Here is a 15,395-nt window from a genome sequence, read left to right as displayed (position 1 = left end):
CTGACTTGAGTGATGGCAGCGACCTATCGACAAACCGTGTAATCGCCAGCAGACACCAGCAGACAGGAGACCCCTCGTGACCGTCGTCGGGCCGTTCGGGCTGAGCGTGCGGGACCAGGCTCTCGAAGCCGATGTCCAGGCCGGATTGGCGGCTGTCGAGGAAGGCTTGCTCGAAGCCACCAAGAGTGAGGTTCCGTTCATCACGGAGGCCGCGCAGCACCTGGTACGGGCCGGCGGGAAGCGGTTCCGGCCGCTGCTCGTGATGCTCGCGGCCCAGTTCGGCGACCGTTACGCGCCGGGCATCGTGCCGTCGGCCGTCGTCGTGGAGCTGACGCATCTGGCCACGCTGTACCACGACGACGTCATGGACGAGGCGGCCGTGCGGCGCGGTGTGGACAGCGCCAACACCCGCTGGGGCAACTCCGTCGCGGTCCTCACCGGCGACTTCCTGTTCGCCCGCGCCTCCCAGATCCTCGCCGACCTCGGGCCCGAGGCGGTCCGGGTGCAGGCCCTCGCGTTCGAGCGGCTGGTCACGGGCCAGATCCTGGAGACCGCCGGCCCCTCCGACGGCCGTGACCCGGTCGAGCACTACCTGGACGTGCTCGGCGGCAAGACCGGCTCCCTGGTGGCGGTCTCGTGCCGGTTCGGCGCGATGATGTCGGGCGCCGACGAGACGGTCATCGACGTCCTCACCCAGTACGGCGAGCGGCTCGGTGTCGCCTTCCAGCTCGCCGACGACGTCCTGGACATCGCCTCCGACTCGCACGAGTCCGGCAAGACCCCGGGCACCGACCTGCGCGAGGGCATCCCGACCCTGCCCGTGCTCCGGCTGCGCGAGCGCGCGGCCCGGCTGGGGCTGCCCGAGGACCTCGCGCTGTGCGAGCTGCTGGACTCCGACCTCAGCGACGACGCCCGGCACGCCGAGGCGCTGACCGCGCTGCGCGCCCACCCGGCGCTGGAGCAGGCCCGCCGCGACACCGTGCGGTATGCGGAGGAGGCCCGGGCCGCGCTGTCCCCGCTGCGGGACTGCGACGCCAAGCGGGCGCTGGAGGAGCTGTGCGACGCCGTGGTGCACCGCGCGGGCTGACGCCCCTGACACCGGCTCTGCGGCAGCATTGGCTGACGTGTCCACGACCTGACGTGTCCGCAACGTGCCTCCGACGGCCGGCCGCGCGGCGTGTGCGGGGCCCGCGCGGGTGCCCGTGCGGGCAGACGGCCGTACGGCGGCGTACGGCATTCGTGCGATCCGTCCGGCCCCCTAGGGGTCGCGGAAGCCGTCACCCCCGCGTGTCATACCGCAGTCGTACATGGACTTGGCTCCGTGGTCTGACGCTTCTTCATGGCCGGTTTGGTGAGATGGAGAACACGGACATCACCACTCCTCACCGATTCGGGTGAGAATGGCGGCTCAGGGTGGACCAGCGTGAGGACAGCCGCCGCCGACGACGGAGGTAAGGCACACATGGCACCGTACGAATCCGACGACGCAGTGGACGCCGTGCGGGACGAGAACCCGCACAGCGGACGCCGCAAGGCCGCGCGGTACGCGGTCCCGGTCGCGGTGGTGGGGGTGGCGGCGGCCACGATCGGGCTGGTCCCGGCGCTCGCCGCCTCCGGCGACCCCGACCTGCCCAAGATCACCGCCAAGCAGCTCATCGACAAGATCGCAAAGTCGGACGTGCAGCAGCTGTCCGGCACGGTGAAGATCAGCACCGACCTCGGCCTGCCGAACCTCGGCGGCCTGGAGAGCAGCCTGGTCTCCGGGGCGGGCAAGGGCTCCGGCGAGGGCTCCTCCGCCGACCCCCAGGCCAAGCTCACCGAACTGGTCACCGGCACGCACACACTGCGCGTCGCCGCCGACGGCCCGGACAAGCAGAAGGTGTCGCTGCTGGAGAGCGGCTCCGAGTACAGCCTCATCCACGACGGCACGAACGTCTGGGGCTACGACAGCAAGACCAACTCGGTCTTCCACGGCACCTCCGCCGACTCCGGCAAGGACAGGACCGAGCCCCCGGCCACTCCCAAGGACTTCGCCGACCAGGCACTGAAGGCGGTGGACGACACCACGTCCGTCACTGTAGACGGCACCGAGCAGGTCGCCGGCCGCGCCGCCTACAAGCTGCTGATCAAGCCCCGCCAGTCCGGCACCACGGTCGGCGCGATCAGCATCGCCGTCGACTCGAAGACGGGCATGCCACTGAAGTTCACGCTGACCCCGAAGAGCGGCGGCGCGGCCGTCGTCGACGCGGGCTTCACGGAGGTCTCCTTCGCCAAGCCCTCCGCGTCCACCTTCGCCTTCACCCCGCCCAAGGGCGCGAAGGTGACGGAGCAGAAGAAGGACGGCGCAGACCGGGAGCACGCGGTCAAGCGCGGCGAGGACTTCGCCCCGGGCCACGACAAGGGCACCGTCCTCGGCAAGGGCTGGACGTCCATCGCCACCTTCGAGACCGGCTCCAAGGGCGGTCTGCCGACGGGCGGTTCCAAGGCCGGTGACCTCGGCGGCTTCCTCGGCTCGCTCGGCGACCAGGTCTCCGGCAAGTTCGGCAAGGGCACGGTCTTCTCCACCCGCCTGATCAACGTCCTGATGACCGACGACGGCAAGGTCTACGCCGGCGCGGTGACCAAGTCCGCCCTGGTGAAGGCGGCCGACGAAGGAAAGTGACCCGGTCCGGGCACTACGGGCCGTTACCGTGCGTTGACTCTTCACGGGAGCACGAATCGAGGGGGAGCCGATGGACGGACTGTCCGCCACGGAGCGCGAGGCGGGGGACGCGCGGGAGCGTGCCCCCGGGCAGGCGGGGGCGAGCGTCATCGCCACCCGCGGCCTGACCAAGCGCTACGGCGGCGGACAGCTCGCCGTCGACGGCCTCGACCTGACCGTCCCGGCGGGCAGCGTCTTCGGCTTCCTCGGACCGAACGGCTCGGGCAAGACCACCACCATCCGCATGCTGATGGGCCTGATCGAGCCGACCGCCGGCACGGCGAGCGTGCTGGGCCGCCCGATGCCCCGGGCGGCCCGTGCCGTGCTGCCCGAGGTCGGCGCGCTCATCGAGGGCCCCGCCCTGTACGGCTTCCTCTCCGGCCGGGACAACCTGCTGCGTTACGACGCCGCCGACCCGACCGCCGACCCGCGCACCCGGCGCGCCCGCGTCGCCGCCGCTCTGGACAGGGTGGGCCTCGCGGCCGCCGCCGGCAAGAAGGCGAAGGCGTACTCGCTCGGCATGAAGCAGCGCCTCGGTCTCGCGGCCGCACTGCTCCAGCCGCGACGGCTGCTCGTCCTGGACGAGCCCACCAACGGCCTCGACCCGCAGGGCATGCGGGAGATCCGCACCCTGATCAGGGAATTGGCCGCCGACGGCACGACCGTCTTCCTCTCCTCCCACCTCCTCGACGAGATCGAACAGGTGTGCACGCACGCGGCGGTCATGGCGCAGGGCCGGCTCGTCACCCAGGGCGAGGTGGCCGACCTGGCGGCCGGGGCGCGCGGCCGGCTGGTGGTGATCACCCCGGACGCGGCCGAGGCGGCCCGGGTGTTGAAGGAACAGGGCGTCGGGGACGTCGGCGCCGACGGCGACCGGGTCACCGGCGACCCGCCCGCGCGGGACCTCGCCGAGGTGAACGCAGCCCTGGTCACGGCGGGCGTGCGGGTCCGCGGCTTCACGCTCGAACGGGCTTCGCTGGAGGACGCGTTCGTGGCACTGACGGGGGAGGGCTTCGATGTCGCGGGCTGAGGCGGCGTACGAGCCGGTCCTGCGGGGGCCGAGTCCGCTGTGGACGTTCGGGCTGCTGCGCAGCGAGCTGATCACGACGGTCCGCCGCTGGCGCACGCTCGCCCTGCTCGGGGTGCTGGCCGCGGTGCCGGTGCTGGTCGGGATCGCGGTGAAGATCGAGACGCGGGGCGGCTCGGCGGTCGGCCAGGGCGACCGGAGCCCGGCGTTCCTCGGGCAGATCACCAACAACGGTCTGTTCCTGGTGTTCACGGCGCTGGCCGCGACGCTTCCGTTCTTCCTGCCGATGGCCGTCGGTGTCGTCGCGGGTGACGCGATAGCGGGCGAGTCGGGCGCGGGCACCCTGCGCTATCTGCTGGTCGCCCCGGCCGGCCGGACCAGACTGCTGCTCACCAAGTACGCGACGGTGATGGCCTTCTGTCTGCTCGCCACATTCGTCGTCACCGTCTTCGCGCTGGCCGTCGGCGCGGTGCTGTTCCCGCTCGGCGACCTGATGACGATCTCCGGCACCCGCATCAGCTTCGCCGAAGGACTCGGCCGGGCGCTGCTGATCGCCCTGGTCGTCGCCGCCTCACTGGTCGGCGTGGCGGCCCTCGGCCTGTTCGTGTCGACCCTCACCAACAGCGGCATCGCGGCGATGGCGACCACGGTCGGCCTGGTCATCACCGTCCAGATCCTCGACCAGATACCCCAACTGCACGCGCTGCAGCCGTACTTCTTCTCGCACTACTGGCTGTCCTTCGCCGACCTGATGCGCGAGCCCGTGTACTGGGACGACCTGGTGAAGAACCTCGGCCTCCAGGCGCTGTACGCGGCCGTGTTCGGCTCGGCGGCCTGGGCGAGGTTCACGACGAAGGACATCAGCGCGTAGACGCCCTTAAGCGCTCTGGTACGGGAAGCGGGCGAGGGGCGCGTCCTCGGCGAAGAACGTCTTCGCGCGCGTGAGCGCTTCGGTGTCCCGCAGTACGTCACCGGGCCCGCTGCCGTTGCCGAGCAGGACCCCGCCGAAGCGCATGCCCAGGTAGGCGGCCGAGTTGTTGAGCGTGCCGACGTACGGGTCGGCGACCGACGGCTCGCGGTCGGCCAGCGCCGCGATGCCCCACAGCGTGCGGCCGGCCATGGTCGCCCTGAAGTCCAGGCCGGGGGTGCGCAGCCAGCCCGACCAGTAGTCGAGGTAGCGCTTGGTGAGGCCGGACACCGAGTACCAGTACAGGGGTGAGGCGATCACGATGTCCGTGGCCGCGAGGGTGGCGTCCAGCAGCAGGCCGGTGGTGCTGTCGTGCGGCGGCCGTATGTGCTCGGTGTCGTGCCGCAGGTCCGCGAAGTCGGGCAGCGGGTGTTCGGCGAGGCGGATCCAGCGCTGCTCGACGTCACCGGGCAGCTGCTCGGCCGCCTCGCGGGCCAGCAGTTCGGTGTTGCCCTCGGTGCGGGCGCTGCCGAGTAGGAAGAGGAAGCGGCGGCTCATTGATCCCCCAGGGGAGTGCTGTCGTATCACGAATAAAGGCGTGTGCATTTTATGCACACGCAAGCAATTTCCTCCAGGGGTTCCCGAGTCCGGCTGGTGCGAGGCTGTGACGGTGTGGTGACGCGGAAGCCGAGGGGAGCGGACACACTGGTGGGCAGGACGCGTACGACCGGATCGCGACGCCGGGGGAGTGAGGGAAAACCGATGTCTCGACTGAGCTTCGAGAAGAAGCGGGCGCAGCAGCCCGCGGCGCATCCGGCTGTGGTACCGGTCCGGGTGTTCGGCGCGGACGGCGCGTCGGTGGGCGGGACGTCGGTGACCCCGGCGCCGGGCGAGAAGATCCAGCAGGCGGTCCTGAACCACCTCCAGCGTCTTGCCATCAGCCTCGGCGCCCCCATACGCGCCACGATCCAGGACGACCGGACGGGCCTCGTGGTTCCCCTGGAGGTCTCGGCGGACGGCTCCAGCCGGGTCGTGGGGGAGCCGGTCCGGGTGGCTCCGCCGGGAAAGCCGACGAGTGGAGCGGGCGCGGCTCAGCGGGAAGAGCAGGGCGCAGTGGGAGTGGCTTCGCGGGGAGAGGCGGACGCGGCCGCACCGGAGGGCGTGGCGGGCGGGGCTTCGGTGCGGGAGCCGGGGGCCGTGCCTGCCGGGACCGTACAGATGCCGATCGGGCAGTTCGGCCCCCCGCCGGTCATGTCTCCGGCCCCGACGGCGTCTCCGGCCCCGACCGCGACTCCGGCCCCGGCGGTCGGCACTGACATTCCGGGGAGCGATGTCCCGAAGTCCGACGCCCCCGGGACCGGCGCCCCGACGATCGACGCCGCGAAGGCCGTCATCCCGAAACCCGAGCCCACGAAGTCCGAGGCTACGGAGCCCGAGGCCACGAAGGCTGACGCCCCGAAGGCTGACGCCCCCAAGACCGGCTTCGCGTTGCTCGGTGTCCCCGGGATGAGCCTCGGCGAGGCCGACGAGCCCATCGGTTCCGGCCCCGTTCGCACCCCTGCCCGAGGCTTCGACGCCGTTGCCGAGGAGGTGCTCGGGGACGGGCCCGTGACCGAGACGGCGGAGGGGGCCGCGTTGCTGACCGAGCCGATGACGCGGATCAACGAGGCCGTGCGGGCGGGCCGTATCGAGGCGGCGGCCGAACTCGCCGAGCGTACGGTCGCGGAGGCGGCCACCGTGCTGGGCCCCGGTCACGCCGAGGTGCTGCATCTGCGTGAACTGTCCGCCTACATCGCCTACTTGGCCGGCGAACCGGTCCGTGCCTTCCGGCAGTCACTGGACCTTGCCCGGCTGCGCCGCCAGGCACGGGACGCGGAGGCCGCCTACGGCAACGTGCGGAGCGCGGCGACGGCCTGGCGTGCGGTGCGCGACCCCGAGGAGGGCCTGCGGCTGGGCCATGACCTGATCGAGCTGTGGACGGACCTCAGCGCCGAGCCGGGTCCGGCCGCCGGTGATCCACGGCCCCTGGAGTCCGCCCGCGCCCGCATGGTCCGCCTGACCGACCGGGCGGCCCGCGCCGCACAGCCGTGACCCCGCCCCGCACCGGACTTCGCGGGACTCACTGCAAGCAGAACTCGCTCCCCTCCGGATCCGTCAGCACCACCCACTCCCCGCCGGGCTCCTTCACCTCGCGTACGACCCGGGCGCCCAGTGCCTCCAGCCGTGCCACCTCCTGAGCGCGTCGCTCCGGGCCGGCGTGCAGGTCGAGGTGGAGGCGGTTCTTGACCGTCTTCGGCTCCGGGACGCGCTGGAAGAGCAGGCGCCGGCCCAGCCCGGTGCCGGTCTCGGGGTCGTACGGGTCGTCGGGGTGTCGTACGGCGATCAGGTCACGGAAGGCGAGGCGGCCGTGGTACTCGACCGTGGCCTCGGCGGGCAGCGCGCCGGCGGACAGCAGCCGTTCGACGAGGGCGCTGTTGTCCTCGGCCGTGTAGTGCAGCGCGGCGGCCCAGAAGTCGGCCTGGGCGTGCGGGTCGGCCGCGTCGATGACGAGCTTCCAGTGCAGGGGCGTGGGCGTCTGTGTCGACATGGTCGCCACTTATAGCGCGCGGCACTGACAACGGCCCCGTGCGAAGCGCCCCGCGTGAACAGTCCGTCAGGCCTCCACCGCCGCGGACTCCGCCTTCCCTCCACGCGCCACGATCACCGATTCCCGCGTCCGCCGTGCCGTGCGCAGTGCGTCGCCCGTGAGTAGGATCAGCGCCAGCCAGACCAGTGCGAACCCGGCCCAGCGCTCCACCGGCATGGCCTCGTGGAAGTACAGGACGCCGAGCAGGAACTGGAAGACGGGGGCGAGGTACTGCAGCAGGCCCAGCGTGGACAGCGGTACGCGGATCGCCGCCGCGCCGAAGCAGACCAGGGGGAGCGCGGTGACCAGGCCGGTGCAGGCGAGCAGGGCGGCGTGTCCGGTCCCGTCGTTCACGAAGCTGGACCTGCCGTGCGCGACGAGCCACAGCAGATAGGCGAGCGCGGGCAGGAACTGGATCGCGGTCTCGGCGGCCAGCGACTCGATGCCGCCGAGGCCGACCTTCTTCTTCACCAGGCCGTAGGTGGCGAAGGAGAGGGCGAGGGTGAGCGAGATCCACGGCGGGCGGCCGTAGCCGACGGTCAGGACGACGACGGCGGCGAAACCGGTCGCGACCGCCGCCCACTGCACGGGCCGCAGCCGCTCCTTCAGCAGCAGCACGCCCATCGCGATGGTCACCAGCGGGTTGATGAAGTACCCGAGCGAGGACTCGACCACATGGCCGGAGTTCACGGCCCAGATGTAGACGCCCCAGTTCACAGTGATGACGGCGGCGGCCACGGCGACGAGCGCGAGCCGGCGCGGCTGCCGCAGCAGCTCGCCCGCCCAGGCCCAGCGCCGTACGAAGAGCAGCGCGGCGGCGACGACGACCAGGGACCAGACCATGCGGTGGGCGAGGATCTCCACCGCCCCGGCGGGCTTCAGCAGCGGCCAGAACAGAGGGACCAGCCCCCACATGCCATAGGCGGCGAAGCCGTTCAGCAGGCCTGCCCGGTCCTGGTTCCCGGAGCTGTCGGTCGTCCCGCTCACGGCCCCTCCTTCTTGCTCGTGACACGCGCGCGAGAAAGAAGGTAGCCCCAGGCACCCCCGGCTGTCATGCGCGTATTGGCATACGGTCATGACGGCCGGGGTGGGGCGGGCCGTGCGGGTCAGCTCGTCAGCGCGGCGGCGATCGACTCGGCGATCGGCGTGCTCTGGCGGCCGATCAGGCGGGTGAGGTCACCGCTGGTGACGACGAGCTCGCCCTTTTCGATGGAGGCGTCGACACCGGCGAGGATCCGCGCGAGCGGCTCGGGCAGCCCGGCGCCGGTGAGGATGTCCGCGTAGGCGTCGACGGAGACCGGGTTGACGGCGATGGTCCGGCCGGTCTGCCGGCTCAGCTCGGCCGCGTACTCCGCGTAGCTCCAGGCGACGTCGCCGCCGAGCTCGTACGTCGTGTTCTCGTGCCCCTCGCCGGTCAGGACGGCGACCGCGGCGGCCGCGTAGTCGGCGCGGGCGGCGGAGGAGACCCGGCCCTCGCCGGCGGCGTGGGTGACGGCGTCGTGCGCCAGGACCGGACCCAGGTTCTCGGCGAAGACCTCGTTGTACCAGCCGTTGCGCAGCAGCACGTACGGCAGGCCGGAGGCGAGGAGCGCCTGCTCGGTGCCGCGGTGGTCGTCGGCGAGCGCGGCCGTCAGGGCGCCCGGCGCGCTGGTGTAGGCGAGAAGCGCCACCCCGGCCGCCTTGGCCGCCTCGATGACGACCTTGTGCTGGGCCACACGGTCCTTGCCGATCTCGCTGCCGGAGATCAGCAGCACCTTGTCGCCGGCGGAGAACACGCCGTCGAAGGACTCCGGGGTGTCGTAGTCGGCGACGGCCAGCTGGACCCCGCGCGCCGCCAGCGGCGCGGCCTTCGCCTCGTCGCGGACGACCGCGGTGATCTGCTCGGCCGGGACCTTCTCCAGCAGGCCCTCGATCACGTGCGTGCCGAGGTGTCCGGTGGCTCCGGTGACGACGATGCTCATGGTGTGCCATCTCCTTCTGAGGTGCGTTCTGCCGCTAACCATATGAGGTGCGCTAACTCCAGGAAAGTACCCACTTTGAAGTAAGGTACGGGCATGCCGGTAAGTGAGTGGAAGGGCGACGGCGAGGCCATGTGCCCCCAGCGCCTGGTCCTGGAGCACGTCACGAGTCGCTGGGGCGTGCTGGTGCTGATCCAGCTTCTCGACCGCCCGTACCGCTTCAGCGAACTGCGCCGGGCGATCGGGCGGGTCAGCGAGAAGATGCTCACCCAGACCCTTCAGACCCTGGAGCGCGACGGCCTGGTCCACCGGGACGCCAAGCCGGTCATCCCGCCACGCGTCGACTACTCCCTGACCGAGCTCGGGCGCGAGGCGGCGGAGCAGGTGCGGGCGCTGGCGCAGTGGACCGAGCAGCGCATGGCCGATGTGCTCGGCGCCCGCCAGGCCTACGACGAGAGGCGCCAGGCATACGACGAGGCCCGGGAGATCCAGTCCCGGGCCTCGTAGCGGAGCGAAGAGAGGGTCAGCCGACGACCGTCCAGGTGTCGCCGCCCGCAAGCAGCGCGGCCAGGTCGCCCTTGCCCTTCTGCTCGATCGCGGTGTCCAGCTGGTCGGCCATCGCCGTGTCGTAGACCGGCCGTTCGACGCTGCGGAAGACCCCGATGGGGGTGTGGTGCAGAGTGTCGGGGTCGGCGAGCCGGGAGAGCGCGAAGGCGGTGGTCGGGGACGCGGCGCGGGCGTCATGGACCAGGATGTCCGCCTCGTTGTCCGCCGTCACCGTGACCACCTCCAGATCACCGGTGGCCCGGTTGCGCACGACACCGCGCGCCCCGTCGGCACCGAAGCGGATCGGCTGCCCGTGCTCCAGCCGGATCAGCGCCTCCTCGGACCGCTGCCGGTCCTTCAGGGCGTCGAAGGCACCGTCGTTGAAGATGTTGCAGTTCTGGTAGATCTCGATCAGGGCCGTGCCCGGATGGTCGGACGCCTGGCGCAGCACCTCGGTCAGATGCTTGCGGTCGGAGTCGATCGTGCGCGCCACGAAGGACGCCTCCGCGCCGATCGCGAGGGACACCGGGTTGAAGGGGGCGTCCAGCGAGCCCATCGGGGTCGACTTGGTGATCTTGCCGACCTCGGAGGTGGGCGAGTACTGGCCCTTCGTCAGGCCGTAGATCCGGTTGTTGAACAGCAGGATCTTCAGGTTGACGTTGCGCCGCAGAGCGTGGATCAGATGGTTGCCGCCGATGGACAGCGCGTCGCCGTCACCGGTGACCACCCACACCGACAGATCCCGCCTGCTGGTGGCCAGGCCGGTCGCGATCGCCGGGGCGCGGCCGTGGATGGAGTGCATCCCGTAGGTGTTCATGTAGTACGGGAAGCGGGAGGAGCAGCCGATGCCGGAGACGAAGACGATGTTCTCCTTCGCCAGCCCCAGCTCCGGCATGAACCCCTGCACGGCGGCCAGGATCGCGTAGTCACCGCAGCCCGGGCACCAGCGCACCTCCTGGTCCGACTTGAAGTCCTTCATCGACTGCTTGGCCTCGGCCTTGGGGACCAGCTGGAGCAGCCCGTTGCCGGCGTCAGTCATGGATGGCCTCCTTCAGCGCGGTGGCGAGCTGTTCCGCCTTGAACGGCATGCCGTTGACCTGGTTGTAGGAGTGGGCGTCGACCAGGTACTTCGCCCGGATCAGGGTGGCGAGCTGTCCGAGGTTCATCTCGGGGATCACGACCTTGTCGTACCGCTTCAGCACGGCACCCAGGTTGCGCGGGAAGGGGTTGATGTGGCGCAGGTGGGCCTGTGCGATCGACTCGCCGGCCCGGCGCAGCCGCCGTACCGCCGCCGTGATCGGTCCGTACGTCGAGCCCCAGCCCAGTACCAGCGTGCGCGCGCCGTCCGGGTCGTCGGCCTCGATGTCCGGGACCTCGATGCCGTCGATCTTGGCCTGCCGGGTGCGGACCATGAAGTCGTGGTTGGCCGGGTCGTAGGAGATGTTGCCGGTGCCGTCCTGCTTCTCGATGCCGCCGATGCGGTGCTCCAGACCCGGCGTGCCCGGGAGCGCCCACGGCCGGGCGAGGGTCTGCGGGTCCCGCTTGTACGGCCAGAAGACCTCGGTGCCGTCCTCCAGGGTGTGGTTCGGGCCGGAGGCGAACTGGACGGTCAGGTCCGGCAGTTCCTCCAGGTCCGGGATCCGCCAGGGCTCCGAGCCGTTGGCCAGGTAGCCGTCGGAGAGCAGCATCACCGGGGTGCGGTACGTCAGCGCGATCCGGGCCGCCTCCAGGGCCGCGTCGAAGCAGTCGGCCGGGGTCTTCGGCGCCACGATCGGGACCGGCGCCTCGCCGTTGCGGCCGAACATCGCCTGCAGCAGGTCGGCCTGCTCGGTCTTGGTCGGCAGACCCGTGGACGGGCCACCGCGCTGGATGTCGACCACCAGCAGCGGCAGCTCCAGAGAGACGGCCAGGCCGATCGTCTCGCTCTTGAGCGCCACACCGGGGCCGGACGTCGTCGTCACCGCCAGCGAGCCGCCGAAGGCCGCGCCGAGCGCCGCGCCGATGCCCGCGATCTCGTCCTCGGCCTGGAACGTGCGCACGCCGAAGTTCTTGTGCTTGCTCAGCTCGTGCAGGATGTCCGAGGCCGGCGTGATCGGGTACGAGCCCAGGAACAGCGGCAGATCCGCCTGCCGCGAGGCCGCGATCAGGCCGTAGGCGAGGGCGAGGTTGCCGGAGATGTTCCGGTAGGTGCCGACGGGGAAGGCCTTGGCGGCCGGGGCGACCTCGTAGGAGACCGCGAAGTCCTCCGTCGTCTCGCCGAAGTTCCAGCCCGCCCGGAACGCGGCGATGTTCGCCGCCATGATCTCCGGCTTCTTCGCGAACTTCGACTTCAGGAACTTCTCGGTGCCTTCGGTCGGCCGGTGGTACATCCAGCTCAGAAGGCCCAGCGCGAACATGTTCTTGCTGCGTTCGGCCTCCTTGCGGGAGAGGTCGAACTCCTTCAGCGCCTCCACCGTGAGCGTGGTCAGCGGCACCGGATGCAGGTTGTAGCCGTCCAGCGAGCCGTCCTCCAGCGGGGAGGCGTCGTAGCCGACCTTCTGCAGGGCGCGCTTGGTGAACTCGTCCGTGTTGACGATGATCTCGGCGCCGCGCGGCAGGTCGCCGATGTTCGCCTTCAGGGCGGCCGGGTTCATCGCGACGAGCACGTTCGGCGCGTCACCCGGGGTGAGGATGTCGTGGTCCGCGAAGTGGAGCTGGAACGACGAGACACCGGGCAGGGTGCCGGCGGGGGCACGGATCTCGGCGGGGAAGTTCGGCAGGGTGGAGAGGTCGTTGCCGAAGGAAGCGGTCTCCGAGGTGAAACGGTCACCGGTGAGCTGCATGCCGTCACCCGAGTCCCCCGCGAACCGGATGATCACCCGGTCCAGGCGCCGTACGTCCTTCGCGTCGCCCGGATGGCGCTGCTCTCCGACGACAGATCCGTCGGTCTGCTCCGCCTGGCTGCTGACCTGGCTGGTCACTGAACTGGACCTCCTTCGAGGCGGCTGTCCGGGGTTGGTCGTCCCACGAACCATCCCAGATCAACCCTACGTCGGTCAGGGTCGCCTTCCCGAGGTCATCCACGGATTGGACGACAATTCGAGACGGCGTGTCGCGCTGGCTGCTTCATCGACTTCTACACGGGTCTTCTCCACGGGTCATGAATTCAGATACGTGAGAACGGCCAGAACCCGCCGGTGGTCACCATCGCTCGGCGCCAGGCCGAGCTTCAGGAAAATGTTGCTGACGTGCTTCTCCACGGCGCCGTCGCTGACCACCAGCTGCCGGGCGATGGCCGAATTCGTACGCCCCTCGGCCATCAGTCCGAGCACCTCGCGCTCGCGCGGGGTCAGTCCCGTCAGCACGTCCTGCTTGCGGCTGCGGCCGAGCAGCTGCGCGACCACCTCCGGGTCCAGCGCCGTACCGCCCTCGGCGACCCGCACCACGGCGTCCACGAACTCGCGCACCTCGGCGACCCGGTCCTTGAGCAGATAGCCCACGCCCCGGCTGGAACCGGCAAGCAGTTCGGTGGCGTAGCGCTCCTCCACGTACTGCGACAGCACCAGCACCCCGAGCCCCGGATACGCCTTGCGCAGGCGTACGGCCGCGCGCACACCCTCGTCGGTGTGGGTCGGGGGCATCCGTACGTCCGCCACGACCACGTCGGGCAGCGCCCCCTGTGCGTCGAGGTCGGCGATGGTCTTCACCAGCGCCTCCGCGTCCCCGACACCGGCCACGACATCGTGCCCGCGGTCGGTCAGCAGCCGGGTCAGGCCCTCTCTGAGCAGCACTGAATCCTCGGCGATGACCACCCGCACCCTGTCCTTCACGATCTCCTGGCCCCCCATGCCCGCTCTCCGACGGCGTTCGCCCACATGATCTGTACGACGGTCGCATACGGAGAACAAGCATTCCAGCAATCGTCCCGGTTCGCCGCCCCACCTGGGAAGTTCATGGGTGGGGGAGGGGGTGCAGGGGGCGTGGCGTCGGGCCTCAAGGGGGTTTCGGGTCTCAAGGGGGGTTTCGGGTCTCAAGGGGGTTTACGTCAGGCCCGCCAGGGCAGTTCCGCGATCACCCGGGTCGGGCCGCCCTCGGGGGAGTCCACCACGAGGACGCCGTCCACCGCGTCCAGACGTCCGGCGAGACCGGCCAGGCCCGAGCCGCCGGAGACGTCCGCGCCGCCCACCCCGTCGTCGGCCACCTGGATCAGCAGCCGGTCCTCCGCGCACCACACGTCGACCGAGGCGGACCGGGCCCGGCTGTGCTTGCTGATGTTCTGCAGCAGCTCGGAGACCGTGAAGTAGGCGATGCCCTCGATCGCCGGCGCCGGGCGGCCCGGCAGATCGACCTCGACCGTCACCGGCACCGTGCAGCGGGAGGCGACCGAGGACAGGGCCGCGTCCAGGCCCCGGTCGGTGAGCACGGCCGGATGGATGCCCCGGGCGAGGTCGCGCAGCTCCTGAAGTGCCGTCTTCACCTCGCCGTGCGCCTCCTCGACCATCTGCGCCGCCGCCCGCGGATCCTCCCGGAGCTTCTCCTTCGCCAGCCCCAGGTCCATGGCCAGGTTCACCAGCCGGGCCTGCGCCCCGTCGTGCAGATCCCGCTCGATGCGGCGCAGGTCGGCGGCGGCCGTGTCGACCACGACCCCCCGGTCCGACTCCAGCTCCACCACCCGCGCCGACAGCGGCGACGGCCCCAGCAGCCCTCGTACCAGCAGCCCGTCCACCGTCGTCAGGGCCCGGACGATCCACGGTGTGACCAGCGTGAACACCAGCCCGACCAGCGCGGTCACGGTGATCTCGAAGGGGTTGTCCAGGTACACGCTGTGGTGCTCGTCGCCGTACAGCTGAAGGCCGCCCTGGCCGGCGTAGGCGGGGAAGACCCAGAACCACAGCGGGTAGCTCAGCAGCGACCAGCCCATGGCCCACAGGGTCACCGTCACCGTGAACGAGAACACCGCCCAGGGGAACTGCACCAGCGCGTACAGCATGTTCCGCCACGAGGCACCGCTCTTGAGGACCGCGCCCATCCAGGCCAGCGCGCCCGGCTTGCGCGCCCGGAGCGGCTCCGGCGCGGCCACGTCCAGGCCGAGCAGCCCGCGCGCCCGCGCACGCTCCAGCGCGCCGAAGCCCCGACAGCCGGCCAGCGCCGCCGCGAGCACCGGGACGCCGAGGAAGGTCACGAGCAGGCCCGCCCCCAGCGACACCGTCGTCACCGTCCAGGTGAACAGCACGATCGAGACCGGCAGGCTCAGCAGGACGTACCCGAACTCGCGCCAGGTGCGCACCTCGAACGGCGCCCGCAGCCCGGCGGGCAGCCGGTGGCCGCTTCCGGCGGGCCGCCCCTGCTCCCGCTCGTAGCCGCTTCCGAACCCCTGCCCGTACCCGCTTCCGTACCCCGTGGCCATCGAATCTCGTTCCGTTCTCGTTGTCGCTGCCGTTGTCGCTGCCGTTGTCGCTGCTGTTGTCGCTGTCGCTGTCGCTGTCGCTGTCGCCGTCCGTCGCCGTCGCCGTCGCCGTCGCCGCTGTCGTTTTGGCGGCGGCTCGTGCCGTGATCGCCGTATCTCCAGGGTCGTGTGACCGGGGTTCCCGGGCCATGGAGTCCGTCGGCGTCTCGACCCGGGGGTTTTCCCCACCCCGCAGCACGTACGG

At 71.0% G+C, this 15,395-nt stretch carries 15 protein-coding genes; 7 read left to right on the top strand and 8 right to left on the bottom strand.

Features of this window, described 5'->3' with window-relative positions:
* Window positions 1-76: 76 nt before the first annotated feature.
* From O1G22_RS17550 to O1G22_RS17535, 4 genes are all read left to right on the top strand, one after another.
* On the top strand, window positions 77-1,087 hold the full coding sequence (locus tag O1G22_RS17550) for a polyprenyl synthetase family protein (RefSeq protein ID WP_270082202.1): 1,011 nt from the start codon (window positions 77-79) through the stop codon (window positions 1,085-1,087).
* 375 nt (window positions 1,088-1,462) lie between these two features.
* A complete protein-coding gene (locus tag O1G22_RS17545; RefSeq protein ID WP_270082201.1) occupies window positions 1,463-2,662 on the top strand; it encodes a LolA family protein in 1,200 nt (399 codons plus the stop codon).
* Window positions 2,663-2,732: 70 nt separating this feature from the next.
* On the top strand, window positions 2,733-3,731 hold the full coding sequence (locus O1G22_RS17540) for an ABC transporter ATP-binding protein (RefSeq protein WP_270082200.1): 999 nt from the start codon (window positions 2,733-2,735) through the stop codon (window positions 3,729-3,731).
* Window positions 3,718-4,599, top strand: coding sequence for an ABC transporter permease (locus O1G22_RS17535; protein ID WP_270082199.1), 882 nt, complete (start codon window positions 3,718-3,720; stop codon window positions 4,597-4,599). The genes O1G22_RS17540 and O1G22_RS17535 overlap by 14 nt, the downstream gene beginning before the upstream one ends.
* Before the next feature lie 6 nt (window positions 4,600-4,605).
* Here the strand turns inward: O1G22_RS17535 and O1G22_RS17530 are convergent, their stop codons facing one another.
* Window positions 4,606-5,193 (bottom strand): flavodoxin family protein, encoded by a 588-nt coding sequence (locus tag O1G22_RS17530; protein ID WP_270082198.1) that lies wholly within the window; start codon window positions 5,191-5,193, stop codon window positions 4,606-4,608.
* Window positions 5,194-5,397: 204 nt separating this feature from the next.
* Here O1G22_RS17530 and O1G22_RS17525 point away from each other — a divergent pair, with 204 nt between their 5' ends.
* Window positions 5,398-6,726: a tetratricopeptide repeat protein gene (locus O1G22_RS17525; RefSeq protein WP_270082197.1), complete on the top strand. Its 1,329-nt coding sequence runs from the start codon at window positions 5,398-5,400 to the stop codon at window positions 6,724-6,726.
* Window positions 6,727-6,754: 28 nt separating this feature from the next.
* Here the strand turns inward: O1G22_RS17525 and O1G22_RS17520 are convergent, their stop codons facing one another.
* The 3 genes from O1G22_RS17520 to O1G22_RS17510 form a co-directional block, all read right to left on the bottom strand.
* On the bottom strand, window positions 6,755-7,222 hold the full coding sequence (locus O1G22_RS17520) for a VOC family protein (protein ID WP_270082196.1): 468 nt from the start codon (window positions 7,220-7,222) through the stop codon (window positions 6,755-6,757).
* Between the two features lie 66 nt (window positions 7,223-7,288).
* Window positions 7,289-8,248, bottom strand: coding sequence for an EamA family transporter RarD (gene rarD / locus O1G22_RS17515; RefSeq protein WP_270082195.1), 960 nt, complete (start codon window positions 8,246-8,248; stop codon window positions 7,289-7,291).
* 119 nt (window positions 8,249-8,367) lie between these two features.
* Window positions 8,368-9,222: an SDR family oxidoreductase gene (locus O1G22_RS17510; protein WP_270082194.1), complete on the bottom strand. Its 855-nt coding sequence runs from the start codon at window positions 9,220-9,222 to the stop codon at window positions 8,368-8,370.
* A 93-nt stretch (window positions 9,223-9,315) separates the two neighbouring features.
* Here O1G22_RS17510 and O1G22_RS17505 point away from each other — a divergent pair, with 93 nt between their 5' ends.
* On the top strand, window positions 9,316-9,726 hold the full coding sequence (locus O1G22_RS17505) for a winged helix-turn-helix transcriptional regulator (protein ID WP_270082193.1): 411 nt from the start codon (window positions 9,316-9,318) through the stop codon (window positions 9,724-9,726).
* A 16-nt stretch (window positions 9,727-9,742) separates the two neighbouring features.
* Here O1G22_RS17505 and O1G22_RS17500 read toward each other — a convergent pair whose 3' ends face one another.
* The 4 genes from O1G22_RS17500 to O1G22_RS17485 form a co-directional block, all read right to left on the bottom strand.
* Window positions 9,743-10,804: a 2-oxoacid:ferredoxin oxidoreductase subunit beta gene (locus O1G22_RS17500; protein ID WP_270082192.1), complete on the bottom strand. Its 1,062-nt coding sequence runs from the start codon at window positions 10,802-10,804 to the stop codon at window positions 9,743-9,745.
* Window positions 10,797-12,725: a 2-oxoacid:acceptor oxidoreductase subunit alpha gene (locus O1G22_RS17495; protein WP_270082191.1), complete on the bottom strand. Its 1,929-nt coding sequence runs from the start codon at window positions 12,723-12,725 to the stop codon at window positions 10,797-10,799. The genes O1G22_RS17500 and O1G22_RS17495 overlap by 8 nt, the downstream gene beginning before the upstream one ends.
* A 177-nt stretch (window positions 12,726-12,902) precedes the next feature.
* Entirely contained in the window at window positions 12,903-13,592 is a 690-nt protein-coding gene (locus tag O1G22_RS17490) for a response regulator transcription factor (RefSeq protein ID WP_263636806.1), read from the bottom strand.
* A 197-nt stretch (window positions 13,593-13,789) separates the two neighbouring features.
* A complete protein-coding gene (locus O1G22_RS17485; RefSeq protein WP_270082190.1) occupies window positions 13,790-15,151 on the bottom strand; it encodes a sensor histidine kinase in 1,362 nt (453 codons plus the stop codon).
* Between O1G22_RS17485 and O1G22_RS44885 the strand changes: the two genes are divergently transcribed.
* Window positions 15,144-15,323: a hypothetical protein gene (locus O1G22_RS44885; protein ID WP_428986371.1), complete on the top strand. Its 180-nt coding sequence runs from the start codon at window positions 15,144-15,146 to the stop codon at window positions 15,321-15,323. The two genes, O1G22_RS17485 and O1G22_RS44885, sit on opposite strands and share 8 nt — an antisense overlap.
* The last annotated feature ends 72 nt before the right edge of the window (window positions 15,324-15,395 follow it).

Source organism: Streptomyces camelliae (assembly GCF_027625935.1).
Lineage (GTDB): Bacteria > Actinomycetota > Actinomycetes > Streptomycetales > Streptomycetaceae > Streptomyces > Streptomyces camelliae.
This window is presented reverse-complemented; position numbering and strand designations above follow the sequence as displayed.